This window comes from Pseudomonas sp. LAIL14HWK12:I7, from assembly GCF_000483465.1.
In the GTDB taxonomy this organism is placed as follows: domain Bacteria; phylum Pseudomonadota; class Gammaproteobacteria; order Pseudomonadales; family Pseudomonadaceae; genus Aquipseudomonas; species Aquipseudomonas kermanshahensis.
The window spans coordinates 1-23,525 of the sequence record NZ_AXYZ01000017.1 but is presented as its reverse complement, the minus strand read 5'-3'; the positions used below and the strand labels follow the sequence as shown (position 1 = coordinate 23,525).

23 protein-coding genes are annotated in these 23,525 nt (G+C 62.5%); 16 read left to right on the top strand and 7 right to left on the bottom strand.

The window, feature by feature from the left end; translation table 11 throughout:
- Positions 1 to 2 precede the first annotated feature (2 nt).
- The 4 genes from D886_RS0116780 to dksA form a co-directional block, all read right to left on the bottom strand.
- The gene (locus D886_RS0116780) at positions 3 to 2,978 is read right to left on the bottom strand and encodes a sensor histidine kinase (RefSeq protein WP_027595008.1); all 2,976 of its coding nucleotides are present in this window, start codon (positions 2,976 to 2,978) and stop codon (positions 3 to 5) included.
- A complete protein-coding gene (locus tag D886_RS28225; RefSeq protein WP_003250005.1) occupies positions 2,962 to 3,138 on the bottom strand; it encodes a hypothetical protein in 177 nt (58 codons plus the stop codon). The genes D886_RS0116780 and D886_RS28225 overlap by 17 nt, the downstream gene beginning before the upstream one ends.
- A gap of 226 nt (positions 3,139 to 3,364) precedes the next feature.
- Positions 3,365 to 4,252, bottom strand: a complete 888-nt coding sequence (gene gluQRS / locus D886_RS0116770) for a tRNA glutamyl-Q(34) synthetase GluQRS (RefSeq protein WP_027595007.1) — start codon at positions 4,250 to 4,252, stop codon at positions 3,365 to 3,367.
- A 63-nt stretch (positions 4,253 to 4,315) separates the two neighbouring features.
- Positions 4,316 to 4,762: an RNA polymerase-binding protein DksA gene (dksA, locus tag D886_RS0116765; protein WP_027595006.1), complete on the bottom strand. Its 447-nt coding sequence runs from the start codon at positions 4,760 to 4,762 to the stop codon at positions 4,316 to 4,318.
- Positions 4,763 to 4,972: 210 nt separating this feature from the next.
- Between dksA and D886_RS0116760 the strand changes: the two genes are divergently transcribed.
- Positions 4,973 to 6,145: a pyridoxal phosphate-dependent aminotransferase gene (locus tag D886_RS0116760; RefSeq protein ID WP_027595005.1), complete on the top strand. Its 1,173-nt coding sequence runs from the start codon at positions 4,973 to 4,975 to the stop codon at positions 6,143 to 6,145.
- Positions 6,145 to 6,858 (top strand): DNA/RNA nuclease SfsA, encoded by a 714-nt coding sequence (sfsA, locus tag D886_RS0116755; RefSeq protein ID WP_027595004.1) that lies wholly within the window; start codon positions 6,145 to 6,147, stop codon positions 6,856 to 6,858. Before D886_RS0116760 ends, sfsA begins: the two co-directional genes overlap by 1 nt.
- Here sfsA and D886_RS0116750 read toward each other — a convergent pair.
- Positions 6,848 to 7,165, bottom strand: a complete 318-nt coding sequence (locus D886_RS0116750) for a Rieske (2Fe-2S) protein (RefSeq protein ID WP_027595003.1) — start codon at positions 7,163 to 7,165, stop codon at positions 6,848 to 6,850. The genes sfsA and D886_RS0116750 overlap by 11 nt on opposite strands.
- A 149-nt stretch (positions 7,166 to 7,314) precedes the next feature.
- On the opposite strand from D886_RS0116750, the gene D886_RS0116745 reads away from it, so the two are divergent.
- The 4 genes from D886_RS0116745 to D886_RS0116730 are packed head-to-tail and all read left to right on the top strand — an operon-like array spanning position 7,315 to position 10,900.
- The gene (locus tag D886_RS0116745; RefSeq protein WP_027595002.1) at positions 7,315 to 8,199 is read left to right on the top strand and encodes a hemin ABC transporter substrate-binding protein; all 885 of its coding nucleotides are present in this window, start codon (positions 7,315 to 7,317) and stop codon (positions 8,197 to 8,199) included.
- Between the two features lie 50 nt (positions 8,200 to 8,249).
- Positions 8,250 to 9,233, top strand: coding sequence for an iron ABC transporter permease (locus D886_RS0116740; protein WP_177323901.1), 984 nt, complete (start codon positions 8,250 to 8,252; stop codon positions 9,231 to 9,233).
- Positions 9,233 to 10,000, top strand: coding sequence for a heme ABC transporter ATP-binding protein (locus tag D886_RS0116735; RefSeq protein WP_027595000.1), 768 nt, complete (start codon positions 9,233 to 9,235; stop codon positions 9,998 to 10,000). Before D886_RS0116740 ends, D886_RS0116735 begins: the two co-directional genes overlap by 1 nt.
- A gap of 12 nt (positions 10,001 to 10,012) precedes the next feature.
- On the top strand, positions 10,013 to 10,900 hold the full coding sequence (locus D886_RS0116730; RefSeq protein ID WP_027594999.1) for a ChaN family lipoprotein: 888 nt from the start codon (positions 10,013 to 10,015) through the stop codon (positions 10,898 to 10,900).
- 210 nt (positions 10,901 to 11,110) lie between these two features.
- Here D886_RS0116730 and D886_RS0116725 read toward each other — a convergent pair whose 3' ends face one another.
- Positions 11,111 to 11,389: a TfoX/Sxy family protein gene (locus tag D886_RS0116725; RefSeq protein WP_027594998.1), complete on the bottom strand. Its 279-nt coding sequence runs from the start codon at positions 11,387 to 11,389 to the stop codon at positions 11,111 to 11,113.
- 241 nt (positions 11,390 to 11,630) lie between these two features.
- Complete coding sequence (locus D886_RS0116720) at positions 11,631 to 13,193, bottom strand: bifunctional aminoglycoside phosphotransferase/ATP-binding protein (protein WP_027594997.1); 1,563 nt, start codon at positions 13,191 to 13,193, stop codon at positions 11,631 to 11,633.
- A gap of 116 nt (positions 13,194 to 13,309) precedes the next feature.
- On the opposite strand from D886_RS0116720, the gene mrcB reads away from it, so the two are divergent.
- From mrcB to D886_RS28475, 10 genes are all read left to right on the top strand, one after another.
- Positions 13,310 to 15,631: a penicillin-binding protein 1B gene (gene mrcB, locus D886_RS0116715; RefSeq protein ID WP_027594996.1), complete on the top strand. Its 2,322-nt coding sequence runs from the start codon at positions 13,310 to 13,312 to the stop codon at positions 15,629 to 15,631.
- Between the two features lie 15 nt (positions 15,632 to 15,646).
- Positions 15,647 to 16,435 (top strand): M48 family metallopeptidase, encoded by a 789-nt coding sequence (locus D886_RS0116710; RefSeq protein WP_033694231.1) that lies wholly within the window; start codon positions 15,647 to 15,649, stop codon positions 16,433 to 16,435.
- Positions 16,435 to 16,767 (top strand): YqcC family protein, encoded by a 333-nt coding sequence (locus tag D886_RS0116705; protein WP_027594994.1) that lies wholly within the window; start codon positions 16,435 to 16,437, stop codon positions 16,765 to 16,767. The genes D886_RS0116710 and D886_RS0116705 overlap by 1 nt, the downstream gene beginning before the upstream one ends.
- 408 nt (positions 16,768 to 17,175) lie before the next feature.
- The gene (locus D886_RS0116700; protein WP_027594993.1) at positions 17,176 to 18,900 is read left to right on the top strand and encodes an acetolactate synthase 3 large subunit; all 1,725 of its coding nucleotides are present in this window, start codon (positions 17,176 to 17,178) and stop codon (positions 18,898 to 18,900) included.
- Between the two features lies 1 nt (position 18,901).
- Positions 18,902 to 19,393: an acetolactate synthase small subunit gene (gene ilvN / locus D886_RS0116695; protein ID WP_003250040.1), complete on the top strand. Its 492-nt coding sequence runs from the start codon at positions 18,902 to 18,904 to the stop codon at positions 19,391 to 19,393.
- A gap of 55 nt (positions 19,394 to 19,448) precedes the next feature.
- Entirely contained in the window at positions 19,449 to 20,465 is a 1,017-nt protein-coding gene (gene ilvC, locus D886_RS0116690; protein WP_027594992.1) for a ketol-acid reductoisomerase, read from the top strand.
- A gap of 149 nt (positions 20,466 to 20,614) precedes the next feature.
- Positions 20,615 to 21,466 carry a CDP-diacylglycerol--serine O-phosphatidyltransferase gene (pssA, locus tag D886_RS0116685; RefSeq protein WP_027594991.1) on the top strand — a complete coding sequence of 284 codons (852 nt, stop codon included), beginning with the start codon at positions 20,615 to 20,617 and terminating at the stop codon, positions 21,464 to 21,466.
- 79 nt (positions 21,467 to 21,545) lie between these two features.
- Positions 21,546 to 22,559, top strand: a complete 1,014-nt coding sequence (gene msrP / locus D886_RS0116680; protein WP_027594990.1) for a protein-methionine-sulfoxide reductase catalytic subunit MsrP — start codon at positions 21,546 to 21,548, stop codon at positions 22,557 to 22,559.
- Positions 22,559 to 23,170 carry a protein-methionine-sulfoxide reductase heme-binding subunit MsrQ gene (msrQ, locus tag D886_RS0116675; RefSeq protein ID WP_027594989.1) on the top strand — a complete coding sequence of 204 codons (612 nt, stop codon included), beginning with the start codon at positions 22,559 to 22,561 and terminating at the stop codon, positions 23,168 to 23,170. Before msrP ends, msrQ begins: the two co-directional genes overlap by 1 nt.
- 85 nt (positions 23,171 to 23,255) lie before the next feature.
- Positions 23,256 to 23,525: hypothetical protein (locus D886_RS28475; RefSeq protein ID WP_218186930.1), on the top strand; the 270-nt coding region annotated here is incomplete at its 3' end.

Sequence of the window (23,525 nt, the reverse complement as noted above, 5' to 3'; positions counted from 1 at the left end):
ATTCAATTCTCTCGACGGTCTCGAATTTCAGGGGACGTCGCTACGACATGCCGGGGCAGGGTCACGCGGATCCGGGTGCCACGTTGCCGTTCGATGTCGGCAGGGCTGTCGATGGTGATTTGCCCATAATGCTCTTCCACGATGGAATAGACCAGAGCGAGCCCCAGTCCGGTTCCTTCGCCCGGGTCTTTGGTGGTGAAGAAGGGCTCGAACAGGCGGTCCATGATGCTCTTCGGGATCCCGCTGCCTTCGTCTTCGACAATCAAATCGACGGTGTGCTCGAAGACGGAGCTGCGCACACGCACGGCACTGCCGGGCGGTGAGGCGTCGCGGGCGTTGGAGAGCAGGTTGATCAGCACCTGGGCCAGGCGCTGCGGGTCCCCTTCGGCCCAGTGTTCCGGGTCGCAGAGGTTGAAGAACTGGACTTCGAAATTGCGCCGGTTCAGTGCCAGCAGCCCAATGGCATCCTGCGCCACTTCGGCCAGGCACACCGGCTCTTCGCTGTTCTGATGGCTGCCACCGGCATGGGCGAAGCTCATCAACGACTGGACGATGCGCGACACCCGTTTGGTCTGTTCAAGAATCTGGCTCGACAGCTCGGTGATCTCGCCATCGCCCTCGCGTTCCTCGCGCAGGTTCTGCGCCAGGCAGGCGATGCCGGTGATCGGGTTGCCGATTTCGTGGGCCACGCCGGCCGCCAGGCGGCCAATGCTGGCCAGGCGCTCGGAGTGCACCAGCTTGTCTTCCAGGGCCTGGGTTTCGGTCAGGTCCTCGACCAGCAGCACCAGGCCACTGTTACCCGGCGCCAAGGGCTCATCGATGGCGGCCTTGTGCAGGTTCAGCCAGCGAGGCTGCCCGTCGAGGGCCAGGCGTTGTTTGTGCAGGTGTTCGTCGGGCACGTCAATGAAGCCCTGCAGCAGGCCGCGCCAAGGTTCGCCGATGGTCACCAGGCGCGAGCCGACCACGTGCTTGGCGGCGATGCCGGTCAGCTCTTCCATGGCCTTGTTCCACATCAGGATCTCTTGGTCCTTGGCCAGGGAGCAGACGCCCATGGGCAGTTCCTGCAGGGTCTGGCGGTGGTAGCGGCGCAGGGCGTCGAGTTCGGCGGCAAGGCCGGTCAGGCGCGAGTGATAGTCTTCCAGGCGGCTTTCAATGAAGTGGATATCTTCAGTGACATAGTTTTCGTTGCCGGATTTGTAGGGCAGGAAGGTCTCGACCATGTCCTGGGCCACGCTCGGCCCCATCAGGCCCGACAGGTTGGCCTCGATGCGGTCGCGCAGGCGGCGCAACGCATAGGGGCGGCGCTCGTCGAAGGGCAGGTAGAGGTCGCGCAGGGCCTGCTCGACTTCTTTCTGCGCAGCCTTGGCGCCCAGTGGCTTGGCCAGCTGGGTGGCAAATTCCTGTGGCGAAGCCGCGTGCAGCTCGCGGCGCTGCGGGCGGCGCACGTTGTCCACCGCGCACGCTTCGGCGGCGCTGGCTTCTTCACTGCTGGCATTGGTGAACAGCGAAATCAGGGTGAACAGCAAGACGTTTGCCGCCAGCGAGGCGATGGCCGCCATGTGCCAGCTGGTGTCGTCGAGGACGTAGATCATGTCCAGCAGCGGAATGTAGAAGCCCTGCAGGTTGCCCAGCAGCGGCAGCAGCATGGTCACCAGCCACACCAGGGTGCCGGCCAGCAGGCCCGCGATGAAGCCGCGGCGATTGGCGGTAGGCCAGTACAGCACCGACAACACGCCCGGCAGGAACTGCAAGGTGGCGACGAAGGCGACGATGCCCAGGTTGGCCAGGCTCTGGTGGTTGTTCTGGGTCAGGTAGAACATGAAGCCGGCGGTGATGATGGCGACGATCAGCGCGCGGCGGGTCCATTTCAGCCAGCGGTAGATGTTGCCTTCGGCCGGCGGCTGGTACAGCGGCAGCACCAGGTGGTTGAGGGCCATGCCCGACAGCGCCAGGGTGGTGACGATGATCAACCCGCTGGCCGCAGACAACCCGCCGATATAGGCCAGCAGCGCCAGCGCTTTGTTGTTGGCGGCGATGCCCAGCCCCAGCGTGAAGTATTCGGGGTTGGTGCTGGCGCCCAGGCGCAGGCCGGCCCACAGCACCAGCGGTACGGCCAGGCTCATCAGCAGCAGGAACAGCGGCAGGCCCCAGCTGGCGCTGACCAACGAGCGCGGGTTGAGGTTTTCGGTGAAGGCCATGTGGTACATGTGCGGCATGACGATGGCCGAGGCGAAGAACACCAGCAGCAGGGTGCGCCATGGCCCTTCCTGCAGCGGTGTGTGCAGCGCGGCCAGGGCGGTCTGGTTCTGCAGCAGCCACACTTCCAGCCCATGCGGGCCGCCAAACACACCGTACAAGGCGTACAGGCCGATGCCGCCCAGCGCCAGCAGCTTGATCACCGATTCGAAGGCAATGGCGAATACCAACCCTTCATGCTTCTCGCGCGTGGCGATGTGCCGCGAGCCGAAGAAGATGGTGAACAGAATGATCAGCGCACAGAAGGCGAATGCCACCCTGGCCTTGACCGGCTCGCCGGTCAGGATGCTGATCGAGTCGGCCACCGCCTGGATTTGCAGGGCCAGCAACGGCAGTACCCCGATCAGCATGATCAGGGTGGTCAGCGCGCCGGCCCAGGTGCTGCGGAAACGAAACGCCAGCAGGTCGGCCAGCGACGACAGCTGATAGGTGCGGGTGATCTTGAGGATCGGGTAAAGCAGCACCGGCGCCAGCAGGAAGGCCCCGGAGACCCCCAGGTAGCAGGCCAGGAAGCCATAGCCGTACTGGTAGGCCAAGCCGACCGAGCCATAGAAGGCCCAGGCACTGGCATACACGCCCAGCGACAGGGTGTAGGTCAGCGGGTGGCGAATAATTGAGCGGGGTATCAGCCCACGCTCGCTGATCCAGGCCACGCCGAACAGCACCATGAGGTACGCGGCACTGATCAGGATCATCTGGGTCAGGCTAAAGCTCATCGGCATCTCGTTGGCTCTGCAGGATGAAGGTGACGACGATCAGGATCAGCCAGAGCAGGTAGGGGCGGTACCAGGCTCCGGTCGGTTCGATCCACCAGTCCATGATGGCCGGGGAGAACAGGTAGATCCCCACGACCAGAAGCAGGACCAAACGATAGATGTACATGCTGGCCTCGATGGTTGGGCGCTGCGGGCTTGGACTTATTATTGGCGCAAAAGAGTGGGGGGATGCTAGCGGGAATCGGTAGGGTTAGCCAAGGGTTTGAAATTATTGGGCTTTTGATTTTGAGGGGAAGTTGCCTGTTCCGGCCTCTTCGCGGGCAAGCCCGCTCCCACAGGTTCCGCACCGTTTCTATGGGAGCGGGCTTGCCCGCGAAGAGGCCGGACCTGCGTCAGTGCAAATCAGCCTCTGGAACAGAGGCCTGCCGGGCAATCGCCTCTGGCCGCCACTGCTTGCGGGCTACTGCCAGTACTTCAGCCGGCGTTGCCAGCAGCAACTCCGGCTCCGTTTCCTGCCCCAATGCCCGCAATGCGCGCAGCAGCAAAGGCGTCGCATGTTCCGGCTGCAGCGGCGGCGAGCGGTACGACTTGCCCAGCTTGTGCCCATCTGGCTGCACGATCAGCGGAATATGCAGGTAACGCGGCTGTGAGAACCCCAGCAGCTCTTGCAGGTAGAGCTGGCGCGGTGTGTTGTCGAGCAGGTCGGCCCCGCGCACGATATCGGTAACCCCTTGCCAGGCATCATCCAGCACCACCGCCAGCTGATACGCATACAGCCCGTCACGGCGCTGGATGACGAAATCACCCACCTCGCGCCCCAGGTGTTGCTGAAACTCACCCTGGACCCGGTCGGTGAACCGGTAGATCAACTCTGGCACCCGCAGACGGATCGCCGCGCCCTCGCGTGCATGCCCGGCGTTGCGGCACAAGCCTGGGTAAATGCCGTTGTGCCCTTCCAGCTGTTTGCGCGAGCAGGTGCAGGCGTAGGCCAGGCCCATGTTGAACAGGCGGTCGACCACTGCTGCATAAGCCTCATGGCGCTGGCTCTGGAACACCACCTCGCCATCCCACTCCAGGCCGTAACGCTCCAGGGTCTGCAAGATAGCGTCGCGGGCCCCGGGCATTTCCCGGGGCGGGTCGGTGTCTTCCATGCGCAGCAGCCAGCGGCCGTTGACGGCGCGGGCGTCGAGCCAGGAGGCGAGGGCGGCGACCAGCGAGCCGAAGTGCAGAAAGCCGCTGGGGGTAGGGGCGAAGCGCCCGATGTAACTGGAGTCGTTCATGGCGGTCGTGCGTCTGAAAATGAAACGGGGCGCAAGATGCGCCCCGTTTGGGTGGGAAAAGGATCAGCCTTTGCCGACTGTTTTTTCCTTTTTCTCCGCGATTTCCTTGCAGTCGAAGCACAGGTCGGCGGTTGGGCGGGCTTCGAGGCGACGCAGGCCGATCTCGATGCCGCAGGACTCACACCAGCCGTACTCTTCGTCCTGGATCTTCTGCAGGGTCTTGTCGATCTTCTTGATCAGCTTGCGCTCGCGATCGCGGTTACGCAGCTCCAGGGCGAACTCTTCTTCCTGGCTGGCACGGTCGGCCGGGTCTGGGAAGTTGGCCGCTTCGTCCTTCATGTGGGTCACGGTCTGATCCACGCTCGTCATCAACTCAAGCTTCCAGGCACCCAGAAGTTTGGTGAAATGCTTGCGCATGGGCTCCCCCATGTACTCCTCGCCCTTGCTTTCTTTATAGGGCTCTACACCGTACATGGACTGACTGGTTTTTTGCTTTTCTACGGTGGACATGAATAGACCGCCTCTCACTCATCTGATCCAATGCGCAGGATGCTCCATCTCCGGCACCCGCCGGCCCTGCGACTGCGAGCCGCCGAACTTACCAGATAGATCGGGGGTGCGCTACCCCGCCCGATCCTGCTAATTGACAGCGGCGCGAGCCACACGTTCGGTAGCGTGCAGAGGTAGAATCTCCAGTTTAGACCCAATTGAGAGAAGGTCATGGCCCACCCTTACAGTGCGCGCAGCCGCGCCATCGAACCCTTTCACGTCATGGCGTTGCTGGCGCGGGCCAACGAGCTGCAGGCGGCCGGCCATGATGTGATCCACCTGGAAATCGGCGAACCGGACTTCACCACAGCCGCGCCGATCGTCGAGGCCGGCCAGGCCGCATTGGCCGCGGGCCACACCCGCTATACCGCCGCCCGTGGCCTGCCGGCGCTGCGCGAGGCGATCGCCGGCTTCTATGGGCAGCGGTACGGCGTCAATGTCGATCCTGAGCGCATTCTGATTACGCCGGGCGGATCTGGCGCACTGTTGTTGGCCAGCAGCCTGTTGGTAGACCCAGGCAAGCACTGGTTGCTGGCTGACCCGGGCTACCCCTGCAATCGCCACTTCCTGCGCCTGGTCGAAGGCGGCGCGCAGCTGGTGCCGGTGGGGCCTGAGGTCAACTACCAACTCACCGCCGACCTGGTTGACCGCTATTGGGACAAAGACACGGTCGGGGCCCTGGTCGCCTCGCCAGCCAACCCGACCGGGACGGTACTGAACCGTGACGAGTTGGCCAGCCTGTCGCGCGCTACCCGTGAACGCCATGGCCACCTGGTGGTGGACGAGATCTACCACGGCCTGACCTACGGCATGGACGCGCCCAGCGTGCTGGAAGTGGACGATGGGGCGTTTGTCCTGAATAGTTTTTCGAAGTATTTCGGCATGACCGGCTGGCGCCTGGGATGGCTGGTCGCGCCGCCCGGCGCGGTGGCAGACCTGGAGAAGCTTGCACAGAACCTGTACATCAGCGCCCCCAGCATGGCCCAGCATGCTGCGCTGGCGTGCTTCCAGCCGCAAACCCTGGCGATTCTGGAGGAGCGCCGCGCCGAATTCGCCCGTCGCCGCGACTACCTGTTGCCAGCCCTGCGCGAGCTGGGCTTTGGTATTGCCGTCGAGCCCGAGGGGGCTTTCTACTTGTACGCCGACATCAGCGCCTTCGGCGGCGATGCCTTTGCGTTCTGCCGGCACTTCCTCGAAACCGAGCACGTGGCCTTTACCCCCGGCCTGGATTTTGGCCGCCACCTGGCGGGGCATCATGTGCGTTTTGCCTACACCCAGAGCCTGCCGCGCCTGGAACAGGCCGTGCAGCGTATTGCCCGCGGCCTACGGAGCTGGCAAGGCTGATGGCGTTTTTTCCTCCACTCGAGCAGGGGCGCCTACTGCGGCGCTACAAACGGTTTTTGGCGGACATCGAGCTGGCCAATGGCGAGCAAATGACCATCCATTGCCCGAACACTGGGTCCATGCTCAATTGCATGCGCGAAGGCGGGCAGGTGTGGTTCAGCCGCTCCAACGACCCCAAGCGCAAGCTGCCAGGCACCTGGGAGATCAGTGAAACGCCCCAAGGCCGCCTGGCCTGCGTGAACACTGGGCGCGCCAACGCGTTGGTTGAAGAGGCGCTGCGTGCCGGGGTTATCAGCGAGCTGGCCGGTTTCACCGCACTCAGGCGTGAAGTGGCGTATGGCGAAGAGGGCAGCCGCATCGATTTTCGCCTGGAGTTCGACACCGGCCCGGCCTATGTCGAAGTCAAGAGCGTGACCCTGGGCTACCCGGACACCGCGGTCGCGGCCTTCCCCGACGCCGTCACCCAGCGCGGTGCCAAGCACCTGCGTGAACTGGCGACGCTGGCTCGCCAAGGTGTGCGTGCGGTGCAGTTGTACTGCGTGAACCTGACCGGCGTCGACGCCGTGCGCCCGGCCGAGGAAATCGACGCGGGCTACGCCCAGGCCTTGCGCGCCGCCGTGGCTGAAGGCGTGGAGGTGCTGGCGTACGGCACCTATCTGGATGCCGAACGTATCGTCATCGACCGCCCCTTGCCTGTACTGCTCAATTCTTGAGCCAGATGCCCTGGCTGTCTTCATGGCAGCCCAGGGCCTGCAGGCTGTCGCCCTCGCACGGCCCGGCCACGCATTCGCCGCTTTCTATCAGGAACAAAGCGCCATGATGGGCGCAGTGAATCAGGCTGGCGCTGTCATCGAGAAAGGCATCTGCAGCCCAGTTCAGTGGGATGCTGCGGTGTGGGCAGCGGTTGCGATAGAGGTACACCTGGCCCTGGCGGCGCACGCCGAACAGGTCGACGCCGTCTACGCTGAAGGCGCGGCTGTGGCCCTCGGCCAATGAGCTGGAGGTACAAAGGAAGTGCATGGCAAGGACGACTCGTGAAACACGTGATTGCTTGACGCTTCAATGCGAATAATTATCAAATTGCCCGCATTCGATGCGCCCGGCTGTCTATGGTGCGCAGTTCCGCCGTCCGCCACAAGGCGCGCGGCCCGCCTTCAGAAGGAAATCCGATGATGCGCCGTCCCGCTGCCCTGATCGCCCTGTGCGCAGGCCTTGTGCTGTCCACCCAGGCCTTGGCTGCCGAACTGCCGCAGCGATGGGTCAGCGCCGGTGGTGCGCTGAGCGAGTGGGTCACTGCGCTGGGCGGCGAATCGCGCCTGGTCGGCGTCGATACCACCAGCCAGCACCCCGCATCGCTGAAGGCGCTGCCGAGCGTCGGCTATCAGCGCCAGTTGTCTGCCGAAGGTATTCTCAGCCTGCGCCCAGACGTACTGGTGGGCACCGAAGAAATGGGCCCGCCGCCGGTGTTGGCGCAGATTCGCAAGGCGGGTGTGCGGGTGGAGTTGTTCTCGAGCAAAGCCGAACTGGATGCGGTCGATCAGAACCTCAAGCACCTGGGCCAGTTGCTGGGTGCCGAGCCGCAAGCCACCGCGTTGGCGGCGGGCTATCGCCAGCAGTTGGATGCGTTGCAGGCTCAGGTCAAGCACGCCCAGGCAGGCCAGAAGGCGCCCGGGGTGTTGCTGCTGGTGGGCCATGCAGGTGCCAAGCCGCTGATTGCTGGGCAAGGCACTGCCGGTGATTGGCTGCTACGCCAGGCCGGGGCGCACAACCTGGCCGAGCATCAGGGCTACAAGAACTTCTCTAATGAGGCGCTGGCGGCGCTGGACCCGGATGTAGTGGTGTTCTCCGACCGTGCGTTGGCCGACGAGCAGGCGCTGCAAGCGCTGCTGAAGGAAAACCCAGCGCTGGCGGCCTCCCGCGCCGTGCGTGAACAGCGCCTGGTGTCGCTCGACCCGACGCTGCTGGTTGGCGGCCTTGGGCCACGCCTGCCAGCGACCCTGCGCTCGTTGGCTGCCTCCTTCTACCCGGCAGCCAAGGGCAGTTTCGCTCAATGAGACAACGCGTTCAGCCACGTACATTGATCATCTGCCTGAGCGTGCTGTGCCTGTTGGCGGTGTGGCTGTCCCTGGCCCTGGGGCCGGTCAGCCTGCCGCTGTTCGATACCTTGCGCGCTGGGCTGCGCTTGTTGGGGCTGCCGATCGCCGGTGATGGCCTGCAGCAGGCGGAAATGATCCTCGGCCAGATTCGCCTGCCGCGCACCTTGCTGGGGCTGGCGGTGGGGGCGGTGCTGGCGCTGTCCGGCGTGGCCATGCAGGGGCTGTTCCGCAACCCGTTGGCCGACCCAGGGCTGGTAGGCGTCGCCGCCGGGGCGGCAATGGGCGCTGCAGTGGCCATTGTCGGCGGCAGCTGGTTTGGGGGAATGCCGGAGGTGCTGGCGCCTTATCTGCTGTCACTGTGCGCCTTCATCGGCGGGCTTGGGGTGACCGCGCTGGTCTATCGCCTGGGGCGGCGCGACGGCCAGACCAATGTCGCCACGATGCTGCTGGCCGGCGTGGCCATGACCGCGCTGGGCGGCGCGGCGGTCGGGCTGTTCTCCTACCTGGCCGATGACGCCACCTTGCGCACCCTGACGTTCTGGAACCTGGGCAGCCTCAACGGTGCCAGTTACGAGCGGCTGTGGCCGCTGTTGATGGTGGCTACCGGCGTAGCGCTGTGGTTGCCGCGGCGCGCCCGGGCGCTGAATGCCTTGCTGCTGGGGGAGTCGGAGGCGCGGCACCTGGGTATCGAGGTAGAGCGGCTCAAGCGCGAATTGGTGTTCTGTACCGCGCTGGGTGTCGGCGCGGCGGTGGCGGCGGCGGGGCTGATCGGCTTCATCGGGCTGGTGGTGCCGCACCTGGTGCGCTTGCTGGCAGGGCCCGATCACCGCGTGGTGTTGCCGGCCTCGCTGTTGGCGGGCGGCGCACTGATGCTGTTTGCCGACCTGGCGGCACGGCTGGTGCTGGCGCCAGCCGAACTGCCGATCGGCATTGTCACTGCGTTTATCGGTGCGCCGTTTTTCCTGTTTCTGCTGATTCGAGGGCGCAGCTGATGTTGCAAGTCGAGGGCCTGCACCTGCGGCGGGGAAGCAACGAGGTACTCCACGACATCCACCTGCAATTGGCCCCGGGGCAGGTGGTGGGCGTGCTCGGCCCCAACGGCGCGGGCAAGAGCAGCTTGCTGGGGGTGCTGTGCGGCGAGCTGGCGCCCGACCAGGGGCATGTGACCTTGCAGGGCCGGCCGTTGGCCGATTGGGCAGGGCAGGAGCGGGCCAGGCGCCTGGCGGTGTTGCCGCAAGTGTCCAGCCTGGGCTTCTCGTTCAGGGTCGAGGAAGTGGTGGGCATGGGGCGGATGCCGCATGGCAGTGGCCAGGTGCGCGACGCCGAGATCGTCGAAGCAGCCTTGCGTGCAGCGGACGCCTGGTACCTGCAGGGGCGCAGCTACCTGGCGCTGTCGGGCGGTGAGCGGCAGCGGGTACACCTGGCGCGCGTGCTGGCCCAGCTGTGGCCAGGTGAGCAGGGGACTACGCTGTTGCTTGATGAGCCGACGTCGATGCTCGACCCACTGCATCAGCACACGACCCTGCAAGCGGTGCGGCGCTTTGCCGACCGAGGCGCTGCGGTGCTGGTGATCCTGCATGACCTGAACCTGGCGGCACGCTACTGTGACCGTATTTTGTTGCTTGAGCAGGGCCGCTGCCATGCCTTGGCCTCCCCCGACGAAGTGCTCACGCCTGGGGCATTGAAGGCGGTGTTCGGTATCGATGTGCTGGTACAGGCTCACCCGGAGCGTGGCCACCCGCTGATCATCACCCGCTAGGAGGCATTGCCGATGCGCCATCCACTGCTGTCCGGTTTATCGCTGTGCCTGGTGCTGGCCCTGGGCGGATGCCAGGCCAGCCTGCCGCCGTTGCCGGCCTGGCAGAGTACTGAAGGGCGCGAACACGCGCAGTTGGGGCAAATCAAGGACCTGGCCAGCGGGCAGCTCATCAGCCCGGAACAACTGGTCACGCAGTTGGCCGCTGCCCCGCGTGTGCTGGTAGGGGAGAAGCACGACAACCCTGACCACCACGCACTGCAGTTGTGGTTGTTGCAGGCCCTGCAGAGCCGGCGCGCTCAGGGCAGCCTGTTGATGGAGATGCTGCAGCCTGAGCAGCAGCCGCTGGTCGACAAACTTGAAGCACAGCCACAGTTGCCCGCGGACTTGCCCAAGGCGTTAGCGTGGGAAGAAGGCTGGGACTGGCAGTTGTACGGGCCGTTGGTGACGCAGGCCTTGCAGCACGGCATCCCGCTGCTGGCCGCCAACCTTTCACCTGGGCAGATGCGCCACGCCTACCGGCACCCGGCTTCGTTACCGGGCGCACAGTCCAATGCGCCTAGGGTCAAGGCCGCGTTGCTTGAACAGGTGCGTGCCGGGCACTGCGGCTTGCTGCCGGAAAGCCAGTTGCCGGCCATGCTTGCCGTTCAACAGCAGCGCGACCGGCAAATGGCAGAGCAGTTGCTGAAGGCGCCGCAGCCAGCCCTGCTATTGGCTGGCGCATACCACGTACGCAAGGACCTGGGTGTGCCGTTGCACTTGGCTGACCTGGGCGCGCAGGGCCGTAGCGTGGTCGTGTTGTTGGCCGAGGTCGGCGAGGAAGCCGAGGCGGGCATGGCCGATTATGTGTGGTACACGGCGGCGATGCCGGAGCAGGACTACTGCGCTCAACTGCGCAAGTAACGTTACGGGTATCGGCGTTGTCACCCGCACGCGGTGTAAAAATCAGGCAAAAAAAGACCCGGCAAAGAGCCGGGTCAATAACCGTGATTAGCCTGATGAGGAGATAATCTGAGAGTCCGAACCAGGGGCTTTCAGTTTATCCAACCAGTCTCGCGACCAGTTGTGATAATCATAACGATTCTCATTTCGGAGTCAATCCCCTTCGTCGGTTTATTTCGCGTTTTTTTGCGCAGGGTTCTTCGCGTCCAACTGTTGATTGAGCGCTTCCTTGCGTTCGGTCGGCAAATCGTTCCAATGCATGTCGAGCAAGGCACCTTCAATGGCGTACAACAGCACTTTGGAGGCCCGGAACCCTCGCGTTTTCACAGCTTGGTACGCACCCACCGCACCGAGCCGGCGCAGATCCGACGCGCTGTGGATGCCGGCTGCATGCAACCACTGCGCAGAAGTCTTGCCAAGATTCTTCAGATGCTGCAATTCATCGTTCATCGAGCCTCCTTGCGATGGCTGAACGGGTGTTGGGGGATAAATCGCGAGCAGGTCAGAGAGGAGTGTAGCGGGGGTTGGAAAATGCGCGGCCTTTTGCCACCGGGTGCGACGATTGGGGAGAGGAGCCGCCTTTTACGGCCCTATCGCCGGCAAGCCGGCTCCCACAGGGACACCACTGCCCTTGAGGCCTGTGGAACTCCTGTGGGAGCCGGCTTGCCGGCGATAAGCTGCAATGCTGACCTTACAGGCCAGGCAACCGCTGGCGGATCTGGTCGATCACCTGGTCCATGCTGGCGCTTTCCTGCGTATCGACACGGGTGGCGTGCTGCAGTTCTGTGGCATCCAGCGGCTCACGGCTGGCCTGCTGAGCCTTGACCACCTCTAGAGTAGCGTCCGACGGGTCGGTTTTTTCCGCCTGGCGCTGCGCCAGCCAGCTGGCGATCACCGCCTCCGGGGCTTGGCAGTCGAGGACCAGGAACGGCACGCCGGTCGCGCTGGCGACCTCTGCCGCCGCTTGGCGTTGAGCATGTTTCAGGTAGGTGGCATCGAGCACCACCGGGAAACCGGCGCGCAGGATGGTGCCGGCCAGATCGTGCAGGCGCTGATAGGTCGCGGCGCTGGCATCCTGGTCATAGATGCCGGCATCCTGCTGCCCAGATAGCGTTGCCTGCTGCTCGCCGAACAGGCGCTTGCGCTCCACGTCCGAACGCACACGCACGGCGCCCAGGGCTTCGACCAGGCGCATCGCCACGTGGCTCTTGCCCACCGCCGAGACGCCGTGGGTGATGGCCAGCAGGCGCGAAGGGATGGCGCTGTAGCTTTCCGCCAGGTTGGCATAGTTGCGGTAGGTGCGCAGGGTGGTGGCGCGCTGCACGCCATCGGCATTGGCGGGCATGCTGAACAGGGCGACCTTGGCGCGCACCAGGGCGCGGTAGGCCTTGTAGAAGTTGAGCACTTCCAGGCCCTCGTAGTCGCCGGTCAGTTCCAAGTACTGGCTGACGAAGCGGTGCGCCAGGCACTTGAGGCCGCGGTCTTCCAGGTCCATAGCCAGGAAGCCGGTATCGGCCCAGACATCGGTCATGCGGAACGGCTCGTTGAACTCGATGCAGTCGAAGATCACCACCTTGCCGTCGATCAGGGTGGCGTTGCCCAGGTGAATGTCACCGTGGCATTCGCGGGTGAACCCGTTGGCTTTGCGCGCTTCGAACAGGCCTTTGAGGCGCTCGAAGCTGCTGCGCGCCCATGCCTGGAGGTTATCCAGTTGCAGCAGGTCGGCCTTGTCGCTGAGGAACGGACGGATCTGCTCGAAGTTCTGCTCGACCGGGGCCATCACGCTTTCAGGCGAGCCATAAGGTTGCGCTGCCGGGACCTTGGGGGTCTGCAGATGGAATTCGGCGATCTGCCGGGCCATCTGGTCGATGTGCTCGGCGTTGAGCTCGCCGTTGGCTTGCAGGGTGCTGAGCATCTGCCCCTGGGGGAACTGGCGCATTTTCAGGGCGTATTCGATTGCTACACCCTCACCGCCGATTTGCGGCGCTTCGGCGCTACCGGTGATCGGCAACACGTCGAGGTACAGGCCGTCGGTCAGGCGCTGGTTCAGGCGCAATTCTTCGTTACAGAAATGCTCGCGCTGATCCAGCTGGGTGAAGTCGAGGAAGCCGAAGTTCATCGGTTTCTTGACCTTGTAGGCGTACTCGCCAGTGAGCAGGACCCAGGAGATATGCGTCTCGATGAGTTGGAACCCATCTACGGGGTGAGGGTAGAGGGCTGGGTTCTGCAACGCAGTGATAAGAGCTTGGCTCACGGGAAATCCTTCCGGGGGCAGGGAATTCGAATGCGCCATTATGGTCAATGGTGCCGTCCCTGCATACCGCCGAGGGCGCCTGCCCAGCCTTTACAAAGTGCGTATAATCCGCCGCCATGACTCGAACTCGAAACGCTCGTACCCCTCAGAAACGCCCGACCGGCCGCTCTCGCGCCTGGCTGGGCTGGGCTTTGAAGCTCAGCCTGGTCGGCCTGGTGATCCTCGCCGGCTTCGCGGTTTACCTCGATGCTGTCGTCCAAGAGAAGTTCTCTGGCAAGCGTTGGACCATCCCGGCCAAGGTATACGCCCGGCCACTGGAGCTGTTCGTCGGCCAGAAGCTGAGCAAGAACGACTTCCTCACCGAACTCGATGCCCTGGGCTATCGCCGTGAAAGCGCGGCCAATGGCCCGGGTGCGGCCGCGGTCAACGGTAATACCGTCGACCTCAATACCCGTGGCTTCCAGTTCTACGAGGGGATGGAACCCGCGCAGTTCGTCCGCGTGCGCTTCTCTGGCGATTACGTGGCGGGGCTGGCCGGTGCCAATGGCGGCAAGCTCGACGTGGTGCGCCTGGAGCCGCTGATGATTGGCGGTATCTACCCGAAAAACCTCGAGGACCGGATCCTGATCAAGATCGATCAGGTGCCACCGTACCTGCTCGAGACCCTGGTCGCGACCGAAGACCGCGACTTCTATAGCCACTTTGGCGTGTCGCCCAAGTCCATCGCCCGTGCCGTGTGGGTCAACACCTCGGCCGGCTCCATGCGCCAAGGCGGCAGTACCCTGACCCAGCAGTTGGTGAAAAACTTCTACCTCACCAGCGAACGCAGCCTCAGCCGCAAGCTGACCGAGGCCATGATGGCCGTGTTGCTGGAGCTGCATTACGACAAGCGTGAAATCCTCGAGGCCTACCTCAACGAGGTGTTCGTCGGCCAGGACGGCCAACGCGCGGTGCATGGCTTCGGCCTGGCCAGCCAGTTCTTCTTCAGCCAGCCGCTGTCGGAGCTCAAGCTGCACCAAATCGCCTTGCTGGTGGGCATGGTCAAGGGGCCGTCCTACTACAACCCGCGGCGTTATCCTGACCGCGCCCTGGCCCGTCGTAACCTGGTGCTCGACCTGCTGGCCGAGCAGGGCGTGGCGAGCAAGGACGTGATCGAGGCGGCGAAGAAGATGCCATTGGGTGTGACCAAGCGCGGCAGCCTGGCGGACAGCTCGTTCCCAGCCTTCCTCGACTTGGTCAAACGCCAGTTGCGCCAAGACTACCGCGACGAAGACTTGACCGAAGAAGGCCTGCGCATCTTCACCAGTTTCGACCCGATCCTGCAGATGAAGGCCGAAACCTCCATGAACGAGACGTTCAAGCGCCTGGCCGGGCGCAAGGGCGCTGACGAGGTCGAGTCGGCGATGGTCGTGACCAACCCGGAAACCGGCGAGGTGCAAGCGCTGATCGGCAGCCGCCAGTCGGGCTTTGCCGGCTTCAACCGCGCCATCGACGCGGTGCGGCCGATTGGCTCGCTGGTCAAGCCGGCGGTGTACCTGACCGCGCTGGAACAGCCGAGCAAGTACACCCTGACCAGCTGGGTGCAGGACGAGCCGTTCTCGGTCAAAGGCGCCAACGGCCAGATCTGGCGCCCGCAAAACTACGACCGTCGTCCGCATGGCACCATTTACCTGTATCAAGGCCTGGCCAACTCCTACAACCTGTCGACCGCCAAGCTCGGCCTGGAAGTAGGCGTGCCCAACGTGATCAAGACCATCGGTCGGCTGGGGGTGAATGTCGACTGGCCAGCCTTCCCGGCGATGCTGCTGGGGGCAGGTGGCATGTCGCCGATGCAGGTCGCGACCATGTACCAGACCATTGCCAATGGTGGCTTCAACACGCCGATGCGCGGTATCCGCAGCGTGTTGACGGCCGAGGGTGAGCCGCTCAAGCGCTACCCGTTCCAGATCCAGCAGACCTTCGACCCAGGGTCCATCTACCTGGTGCAGAACGCCATGCAGCGGGTGATGCGCGAAGGTACCGGCCGTTCGGTGTACAACGTGTTGCCGCGTTCGCTGACCCTGGCCGGCAAGACCGGTACCAGTAACGACTCGCGCGACAGCTGGTTCTCCGGCTTTAGCCAGGACCTGCTGGCCGTGGTGTGGATGGGCCGCGACGATAACGGCAAGACGCCGTTCACCGGTGCCACCGGCGCCTTGCAGGTCTGGACCAGCTTCATGAAGAAGGCCGACCCGCTGCCGCTGGACATGCCGCAACCGGACAACGTCGTGCAAGCCTGGATCGACCCGTACAGCGGCCAAGGCTCTGACGGTAGCTGTCCGGGAGCCGTGCAGATGCCGTATATTCGCGGAAGCGAACCGCCCGCCGGCGCAGCCTGTGGCGGTGAGCAGAATCCGGCAGAATCGGTCATGGACTGGGTCAAAGGCTGGATGAATTAAGCACGAGCTGCATTGATGAGGTGTGAAGTGAATAAGTGGCTGTTTCCTGCCTTGACGGCGTTGGTTGTGCTCCAGGGTTGCTCCAGCGTCCAGCGTGGCAATATCCCGGTGGTCGATTCGAGCACCCGCGTGTCCAACAGTGAACGCGTAACGGCCAACCGCTCGGCGGCTGGCATGAACAGCGGCACCTCACAAGCGCAGTCGCTGCCTGAGGATTCGGGCGTGACGGTGATGATCCCGCAGGGCGCCGGTGCCTCGAGCATCCAGACGTTCCCGGCCGGTAATGGGGCGGTGCCGATCAGCACCGCGCCGATTACCCCGGGGCCAATCTCGACCGGGCCGATGACCACCAACCCGAACCCGATCGCCGACGAGCCGTTCGATATCGCCTCGATGAACAGCACGCCGAAAGCCAGCAGTGCGCCGACCGGCATTCCGCGCAGCGGTGGTGCATCTGGCGGCCTGTCGGCCGACGAGCAGCTGGATGGGCCTGTACTGGCGCTGTTGACGACTGCCCAGCAACAGCAGGTCAGTGGTGATTTCAACGGTGCCTCGTCTAGCCTGGAGCGTGCCCAGCGTATCGCCCCGCGCGAGCCGCAGGTGCTGTTCCGCCTGGCGCAGGTGCGTTTGTCCCAGGGCGATGCAGCGCAGGCCGAGCAGTTGGCTCGCCGCGCCCTGACCTACGCCAATGGCCGCCCCGACCTGCAGGCCGAACTGTGGAACACCATTGCCCAGTGCCGTGAAAAACAAGGTGACAGTGCCGGTGCGGCGCTGGCGCGGCAGAAGGCCCGAGTGAATTCCTGATGATCGAGCAACGCATTCTGGACATCGCCGACCACCTGCTGCTGATCGAGCGTGAGTTGAAGGTGCAAGGCTGGTGGGACGATGAGCCGCCCAGCGATGAAGCGCTGGAAAGCACCGTGCCCTTCGCGGTCGATACGATGACCCTGGAGCAGTGGCTGCAATGGATCTTCCTGCCCCGCATGAAGATCATCATCGAACTCGGCCACCCGCTGCCCAGTGCCTCGGGCATCCTGGTGATGGCTGAAACGGTGTTCACCGATCGCCCGGAGCAGAGTCGCGAGCTACGGCGCCTGCTAGCAGAGTTCGATCAATTGATCGCTTCTGGAGCCTGATTTCTTCTCTTTTTCCTTCAAGGGCCGCAGATTGTGGCCCTTTTTTATGGAAATCTTCTTAATTCTGCTGCTGCTATCCTTTTTAGTGGTGGCAGGAATTCATCTTGAGGAAAAATTGGCAATAATTTTTCTTGACTTGTAGCCGCCAAATCACAAGAATCCAACTTCCGCTGTAGAGGGACTGCCAGAAGCAGACCCGCTAAGCAGATCATGAGGCGCACACCCGCGCCGACCTGTTACACCCCGCAACGCGTTACCTCGCGCTGGGTGGGAAAACCCCGCAACACTCTGGGGCGCTCCCAATACTTGCTCAGTCAGTGCTGACGTTCGCTCATGCTCTGCTTGGCAGTAAACCTATTAAGACCCGTCCACTAGGGACGGTATTCTGGCGTTTTAGAGGTGAACAACGTGGAGCTTTTATCTGGCGCTGAGATGGTCGTCCGCTTCTTGCGTGACGAAGGCGTTAAGCACATCTACGGGTACCCTGGCGGTGCTCTCCTTCATGTTTACGATGCCCTGTTCAAGGAACCGGAAGTCGAACACATCCTGGTTCGTCACGAACAGGCTGCAACCCATATGGCGGACGGCTACGCCCGTGCCACCGGCAAGGCCGGTGTGGTGCTGGTAACCTCCGGCCCGGGTGCGACCAATGCCATTACCGGCATTGCCACCGCCTACATGGATTCGATTCCGATGGTCATTCTGTCCGGCCAGGTGCCTAGCACCATGGTGGGTACCGATGCCTTCCAGGAAACCGACATGATTGGCATCTCGCGGCCGATCGTGAAGCACAGCTTCATGATCAAAAACGCCACCGAGATCCCAGAAGTTCTGAAAAAAGCCTTCTACCTGGCGCAATCCGGCCGTCCTGGCCCGGTCGTGGTCGACATTCCAAAAGATATGACCAACCCGGCCGAGAAGTTCGAATACGTCTACCCGAAGAAGGTCAAGCTGCGCTCCTATAGCCCGGCGGTCCGTGGCCACTCCGGCCAGATCCGCAAGGCCGCCGAGATGCTGCTGGCTGCCAAGCGCCCGATCGTTTACGCCGGCGGCGGCGTGATTCTGGGTGGCGGCTCCGAAGCCCTGACCGAAATCGCCAAGTCGCTGAACCTGCCGGTTACCAACACCCTCATGGGTCTGGGTGGCTTCCCGGGTACTGACCGTCAGTTCCTCGGCATGCTCGGCATGCACGGCAGCTTCACGGCCAACATGGCCATGCACAACGCTGACGTCATCTTTGCCGTCGGTGCGCGTTTCGATGACCGTGTGGTCAACGGCCCGGCCAAGTTCTGCCCGAATGCCAAGATCATCCACATCGACATCGACCCGGCGTCGATTTCCAAGATGATCAAAGCCGACGTGCCTATCGTTGGCCCAGTCGACAGCGTCTTGACCGAGATGCTCGGCATCCTCAAGGAAATCGGCGAGCAGCCTGACAAGGCCGCCGCAGAAGCCTGGTGGAAGCAGATCGATGAATGGCGTGGCGACGGCGACCTGTTCCCTTACAACAAGGGTGATGGCAGCGTCATCAAGCCGCAGACCGTGATCGAAACCCTGTGCGAAGTGACCAAAGGCGATGCCTTTGTTACCTCCGACGTGGGCCAGCACCAGATGTTCGCGGCGCAGTACTACCGCTTCAACAAGCCAAACCGCTGGATCAACTCCGGTGGCCTGGGCACCATGGGCTTCGGTTTCCCGGCGGCGATGGGCGTCAAGCTCAACTTCCCGGACCAGGACGTGGCGTGCGTGACCGGCGAAGGCAGTATCCAGATGAACATCCAGGAACTGTCCACCTGCATGCAGTACGGCCTGCCGGTGAAAATCGTCAACCTGAACAACGGTGTGCTGGGCATGGTCCGCCAGTGGCAGGACATGGCGTACAACGGCCGTCACTCGCACTCTTATGTCGAGTCGCTGCCTGACTTCATCAAGCTGGCCGAGGCCTATGGTCATGTGGGTATCCGCATCACCAGCCTGAAAGACCTCAAGCCGAAGCTGGAAGAGGCATTCGCGATGAAAGACCGTCTGGTGTTCATCGACATCGCGGTTGACCGTACCGAGCACGTCTATCCGATGCAGATCAAGGATGGCTCGATGCGTGACATGTGGCTGAGCAAGACGGAGCGTACCTGATATGCGGCACATCATTTCCTTGCTGCTGGAAAACGAACCCGGTGCCTTGTCTCGCGTCGTTGGCCTGTTCTCCCAGCGTAACTACAACATTGAAAGCCTGACCGTGGCGCCGACCGAAGACCCGACCTTGTCGCGTCTGACGCTGACCACCGTTGGCCATGACGAAGTGATCGAACAGATCACCAAGAACCTGAACAAGCTTGTCGAAGTGGTAAAGCTTGTCGACCTGTCGGAAAGTGCTCACATCGAGCGTGAACTGATGCTGGTCAAGGTCAAGGCCACCGGAGCCCAGCGGGCCGAGATCAAGCGCACCACGGACATTTTCCGTGGCCAGATCGTCGATGTGACCGCCAGTGTGTACACCGTGCAACTGAGCGGCACCAGCGACAAACTGGACAGCTTCATCCAAGCCATCGGCACCGCATCGATTCTCGAAACCGTGCGCAGTGGCGTCACCGGCATTGCCCGTGGCGACAAAGTGCTCAGCATCTAAATTCAAAAATTAGCGATGGCTCCGCAGGGGCCGAGATATAACCAGGGGTATTTTCATGAAAGTTTTCTACGATAAAGACTGCGACCTTTCCATCATCCAGGGTAAGAAAGTCGCCATCATCGGTTACGGTTCCCAAGGCCACGCCCAGGCGTGCAACCTGAAAGACTCCGGTGTAGACGTTACCGTCGGTCTGCGTAAAGGCTCGGCCACCGTTGCCAAGGCAGAAGCCCACGGCCTGAAAGTGGCCGACGTGGCTACCGCTGTCGCTGCTGCCGACCTGGTCATGATCCTGACTCCGGACGAGTTCCAAGGCGCTCTGTACAAGAACGAGATCGAGCCGAACATCAAGAAAGGCGCAACCCTGGCCTTCTCCCACGGCTTCTCGATCCACTACAACCAAGTCGTGCCACGTGCCGACCTCGACGTGATCATGATCGCGCCGAAAGCCCCGGGCCACACCGTGCGCTCCGAGTTCGTCAAAGGCGGCGGCATCCCTGACCTGATCGCTATCTACCAGGACGCTTCGGGCAACGCCAAGAACGTTGCGCTGTCCTACGCCGCAGGCGTGGGTGGCGGCCGTACCGGCATCATCGAAACCACCTTCAAGGACGAGACTGAAACCGACCTGTTCGGCGAGCAGGCTGTTCTGTGCGGCGGTACCGTCGAGCTGGTCAAAGCCGGTTTCGAAACCCTGGTTGAAGCGGGCTACGCGCCAGAAATGGCCTACTTCGAGTGCCTGCACGAGCTGAAGTTGATCGTTGACCTCATGTACGAAGGCGGTATCGCCAACATGAACTACTCGATCTCCAACAACGCCGAGTATGGTGAGTACGTCACCGGCCCAGAAGTCATCAACGAAGAATCCCGCAAGGCCATGCGCAACGCTCTGAAGCGCATCCAGGACGGCGAGTACGCGAAGATGTTCATCTCCGAAGGTGCTACCAACTACCCATCGATGACCGCCAAGCGTCGTAACAACGCTGCCCACGGCATCGAAATCATCGGCGAGCAACTGCGTTCGATGATGCCTTGGATCTCGGCGAACAAGATCGTCGACAAAGCCAAGAACTAAGTTTCTTGCAACATGAAAAACGCGGCTTCGGCCGCGTTTTTTCGTTTAGGCAGCCGGCATCTGGTATAAAGCAGACCAGTGGCCTGCCGTCAGAACCTGTTTCGCAGGCCCGTGTCGAACATATTCCACCCTGTTGCAAGGTACCCTACATGAGCGAACGTCCCGAAGAGCCGAACAAGCCCTCCGACGCCGAAAGCCTGCTACCTGTCGATGAGCACATTGAAGAGGGCCATGACGCCGAAGGGCGCAAGGTCCGGCATCGCGGCATCTATCTGCTTCCTAATCTGTTCACCACCGCCAACCTGTTCGCCGGCTTCTACTCCATCATCAACTCGATGAGCGCGCAGAGCGCGTTGAGTGCTGGCGACCCGCGCGAGGCAAGCAAGTACTTCGCCTTTGCCGCCATCGCCATCTTCGTCGCCATGGTGCTCGATGGCCTGGATGGCCGCGTGGCTCGCATGACCAATACCCAAAGCGCCTTCGGGGCCGAGTACGACTCGCTGTCGGACATGGTCGCCTTTGGTGTTGCCCCGGCGTTGCTGGCCTTCGGCTGGGCGTTGGGTGACATGGGCAAGGTCGGCTGGATGGTTGCCTTCATCTATGTGGCTGGCGCTGCTTTGCGCCTGGCGCGTTTCAATACCCAGGTGGGCACCGCCGACAAGCGTTACTTCATCGGCCTGGCCAGCCCGGCGGCTGCAGGTGTGGTCGCGGGCACCGTGTGGGCCTTCAGTGACTACGGTATCCAGGGCTCCAAGCTGTCGTTCCTGGTGGCGCTGCTGGTAGCGGCGGCTGGCATGTTGATGGTCAGCAACATCAAGTACAACAGCTTCAAGGAACTCGACCTCAAAGGGCGTGTGCCGTTCGTGGCCATCCTGGCGGTAGTCCTGGTGTTCGCGGTGGTATTCAGCGACCCGCCCCGCATCCTGCTGCTGATCTTCCTTGCCTACGCGGCTTCGGGGCCGATCCAGTTCTTGCTGCGGTCTCGCCGTCGCAAGTCGTGACAATGATTTAATGATGGAATAACCCTCCGGCTCCATAGTCTTACTGGTACATCCGTTATCCAGTGCTATGGAGCCGTCCATGCTCATCAAGCTTCCCAGGTCATCCGAGTGCAAGGCGTCGGAGATCACGCCCGAAGGTCTCTATCTTTCTCGTCGCACCGTGCTCGGTGGCTCGCTGGCGGGCCTTGCCCTGGGCGCGCTACCGAGCCTGGGGCATGCCGCCGAGGTCAGCCGCTACGCCGATGTCGAGGCGGGCGCTGCACCCGCCTGGTTCAGTGACAAGCTTGCGGCGACGCAATGGCAGGCGGTTACGGTCAAGGATGAGGCGATTACGCCCTTCAAGGACGCGACCCACTACAACAACTTCTATGAGTTCGGGCCCGACAAGGGGGACCCGGCTGCCAATGGCGGCAGCTTGCAGACTGAGCCTTGGTCTGTAGTGATCGATGGCGAGGTCGGCAAACCCGGGCGCTATGCCCTGGAAGACTTCGTTAAACCTTATCAGCTCGAAGAGCGCATCTACCGGCTGCGCTGTGTCGAGGCGTGGTCGATGGTCATCCCCTGGCTTGGCTTCCCGCTGGCGCAAGTACTCAAGCAAGTGGAGCCGACATCCAACGCGCGCTACGTGCGCTTCGAAACATTGAAAGACCCACAGCATATGCCAGGGCAACGCTCAGGCTTCGCCTTGATCGACTGGCCCTATAGAGAAGGGCTTCGCTTAGATGAGGCCATGCACCCGTTGGCGATTCTGGCGGTGGGTATGTATGGCCGCGAGCTGGCCAACCAGAATGGCGCGCCGTTGCGCTTGGTGGTGCCATGGAAGTACGGGTTCAAGAGCATCAAGTCGATCGTGCGGATCAGCCTGGTGGCCGAGCGCCCGCAAACAACCTGGGAGGGGCTGGCGCCAGATGAGTATGGCTTCTATGCCAACGTGAACCCCGAGGTCGATCACCCGCGCTGGACCCAAGCGCGTGAGCGGCGCCTGCCAAGTGGCCTGTTCAGCCCCAACGTACGCCCAACGCAAATGTTCAACGGCTATGCCGACGAAGTGGCTTCGCTGTATGCCGGCCTCGACCTGCGGAAGAACTATTGATGCGCTATCCCTGGTTGCGCCTGGCCATCTTTATAGTGGGGTGTGTGCTGCCACTCTGGTGGTTGTATGAGGCTGCGATGAACCTGCTGGGGCCAGACCCAGGGAAGATCCTGATGGACCGGCTGGGGTTGGGCGCGCTGACGTACCTGCTGGTGACCTTGAGCATGACGCCGCTGCAGCGGCTGACAGGGTGGTCGGGCTGGATCGTCGTGCGCCGCCAACTAGGGTTGTGGTGTTTTGCCTACATCGTGCTGCACATCCTTTGTTATCTCTTCTTCATTCTGGGGCTGGACTGGGGGCAGTTCGCTGTCGAGCTGCGTAAGCGGCCCTACATTATTGTGGGGGCGCTTGGCTTCCTCGGGTTGTTGGCGCTGGCGGTAACCTCGAATCGGTATAGCCAGCGCCGGCTGGGTGCGCGGTGGAAGAAGCTGCATAAGCTGGTGTATGTGATTCTCGGCTTGGGGCTGCTGCATTTCTTGTGGATCGTGCGCTCAGATCTGCGCGAGTGGGCGATCTATGCCGGCATTGGTGCCGTGTTGATGGCGCTGCGTATTCCTGCAGTTGCACGGCGTGTTCCTCGGGTGATCAGCAAGCGGGGGAGGGTGGTTTGAAACATTGTTGAAATAAAGGGTTGACGGGATTTCGAATCCCCTTATAATGCGCCCCACTTCCAGCGTGATTGGAACGAGAAACTCCTTGAGTATCAACGAGTTAATCGATTCAGGTAGTGTTGTAAGGGCTTCGATCGAAAGATCGTCGGCGGTTGAAAAGGTGGTTGACAGCGCTTCTAAACGCTGTATGATTCGCCTCCCGCTACGAGAGATCGCAGCGAGCCAAGTGTTTGAAGCTAAACGAGTTTCTCGCGAAAAACTTCAAAATAAACGCTTGACAGGCTCTGAGGAAAGCGTAGAATGCGCGCCTCGGTTGAGACGAAAAGCTCTTAACCAAACGCTCTTTAACAAATTG

What these genes read in the sequence shown, in the direction of transcription:
- D886_RS0116735 (WP_027595000.1), top strand. Translation starts at nt 9,233, where the DNA reads ATGTTGCAAGTCGAGGGCCTGCACCTGCGGCGGGGAAGCAACGAGGTA.
- mrcB (WP_027594996.1), top strand. Translation starts at nt 13,310, where the DNA reads ATGACTCGAACTCGAAACGCTCGTACCCCTCAGAAACGCCCGACCGGC.
- D886_RS0116710 (WP_033694231.1), top strand. Translation starts at nt 15,647, where the DNA reads ATGAGGTGTGAAGTGAATAAGTGGCTGTTTCCTGCCTTGACGGCGTTG.
- ilvC (WP_027594992.1), top strand. Translation starts at nt 19,449, where the DNA reads ATGAAAGTTTTCTACGATAAAGACTGCGACCTTTCCATCATCCAGGGT.
- D886_RS0116730 (WP_027594999.1), top strand. Translation starts at nt 10,013, where the DNA reads ATGCGCCATCCACTGCTGTCCGGTTTATCGCTGTGCCTGGTGCTGGCC.
- pssA (WP_027594991.1), top strand. Translation starts at nt 20,615, where the DNA reads ATGAGCGAACGTCCCGAAGAGCCGAACAAGCCCTCCGACGCCGAAAGC.
- D886_RS28225 (WP_003250005.1), bottom strand. Translation starts at nt 3,138, where the DNA reads ATGTACATCTATCGTTTGGTCCTGCTTCTGGTCGTGGGGATCTACCTG.
- dksA (WP_027595006.1), bottom strand. Translation starts at nt 4,762, where the DNA reads ATGTCCACCGTAGAAAAGCAAAAAACCAGTCAGTCCATGTACGGTGTA.
- D886_RS0116760 (WP_027595005.1), top strand. Translation starts at nt 4,973, where the DNA reads ATGGCCCACCCTTACAGTGCGCGCAGCCGCGCCATCGAACCCTTTCAC.
- D886_RS0116705 (WP_027594994.1), top strand. Translation starts at nt 16,435, where the DNA reads ATGATCGAGCAACGCATTCTGGACATCGCCGACCACCTGCTGCTGATC.
- D886_RS0116750 (WP_027595003.1), bottom strand. Translation starts at nt 7,165, where the DNA reads ATGCACTTCCTTTGTACCTCCAGCTCATTGGCCGAGGGCCACAGCCGC.
- msrP (WP_027594990.1), top strand. Translation starts at nt 21,546, where the DNA reads ATGCTCATCAAGCTTCCCAGGTCATCCGAGTGCAAGGCGTCGGAGATC.
- D886_RS0116725 (WP_027594998.1), bottom strand. Translation starts at nt 11,389, where the DNA reads ATGAACGATGAATTGCAGCATCTGAAGAATCTTGGCAAGACTTCTGCG.
- msrQ (WP_027594989.1), top strand. Translation starts at nt 22,559, where the DNA reads ATGCGCTATCCCTGGTTGCGCCTGGCCATCTTTATAGTGGGGTGTGTG.
- D886_RS0116780 (WP_027595008.1), bottom strand. Translation starts at nt 2,978, where the DNA reads ATGCCGATGAGCTTTAGCCTGACCCAGATGATCCTGATCAGTGCCGCG.
- gluQRS (WP_027595007.1), bottom strand. Translation starts at nt 4,252, where the DNA reads ATGAACGACTCCAGTTACATCGGGCGCTTCGCCCCTACCCCCAGCGGC.
- ilvN (WP_003250040.1), top strand. Translation starts at nt 18,902, where the DNA reads ATGCGGCACATCATTTCCTTGCTGCTGGAAAACGAACCCGGTGCCTTG.
- sfsA (WP_027595004.1), top strand. Translation starts at nt 6,145, where the DNA reads ATGGCGTTTTTTCCTCCACTCGAGCAGGGGCGCCTACTGCGGCGCTAC.
- D886_RS0116745 (WP_027595002.1), top strand. Translation starts at nt 7,315, where the DNA reads ATGATGCGCCGTCCCGCTGCCCTGATCGCCCTGTGCGCAGGCCTTGTG.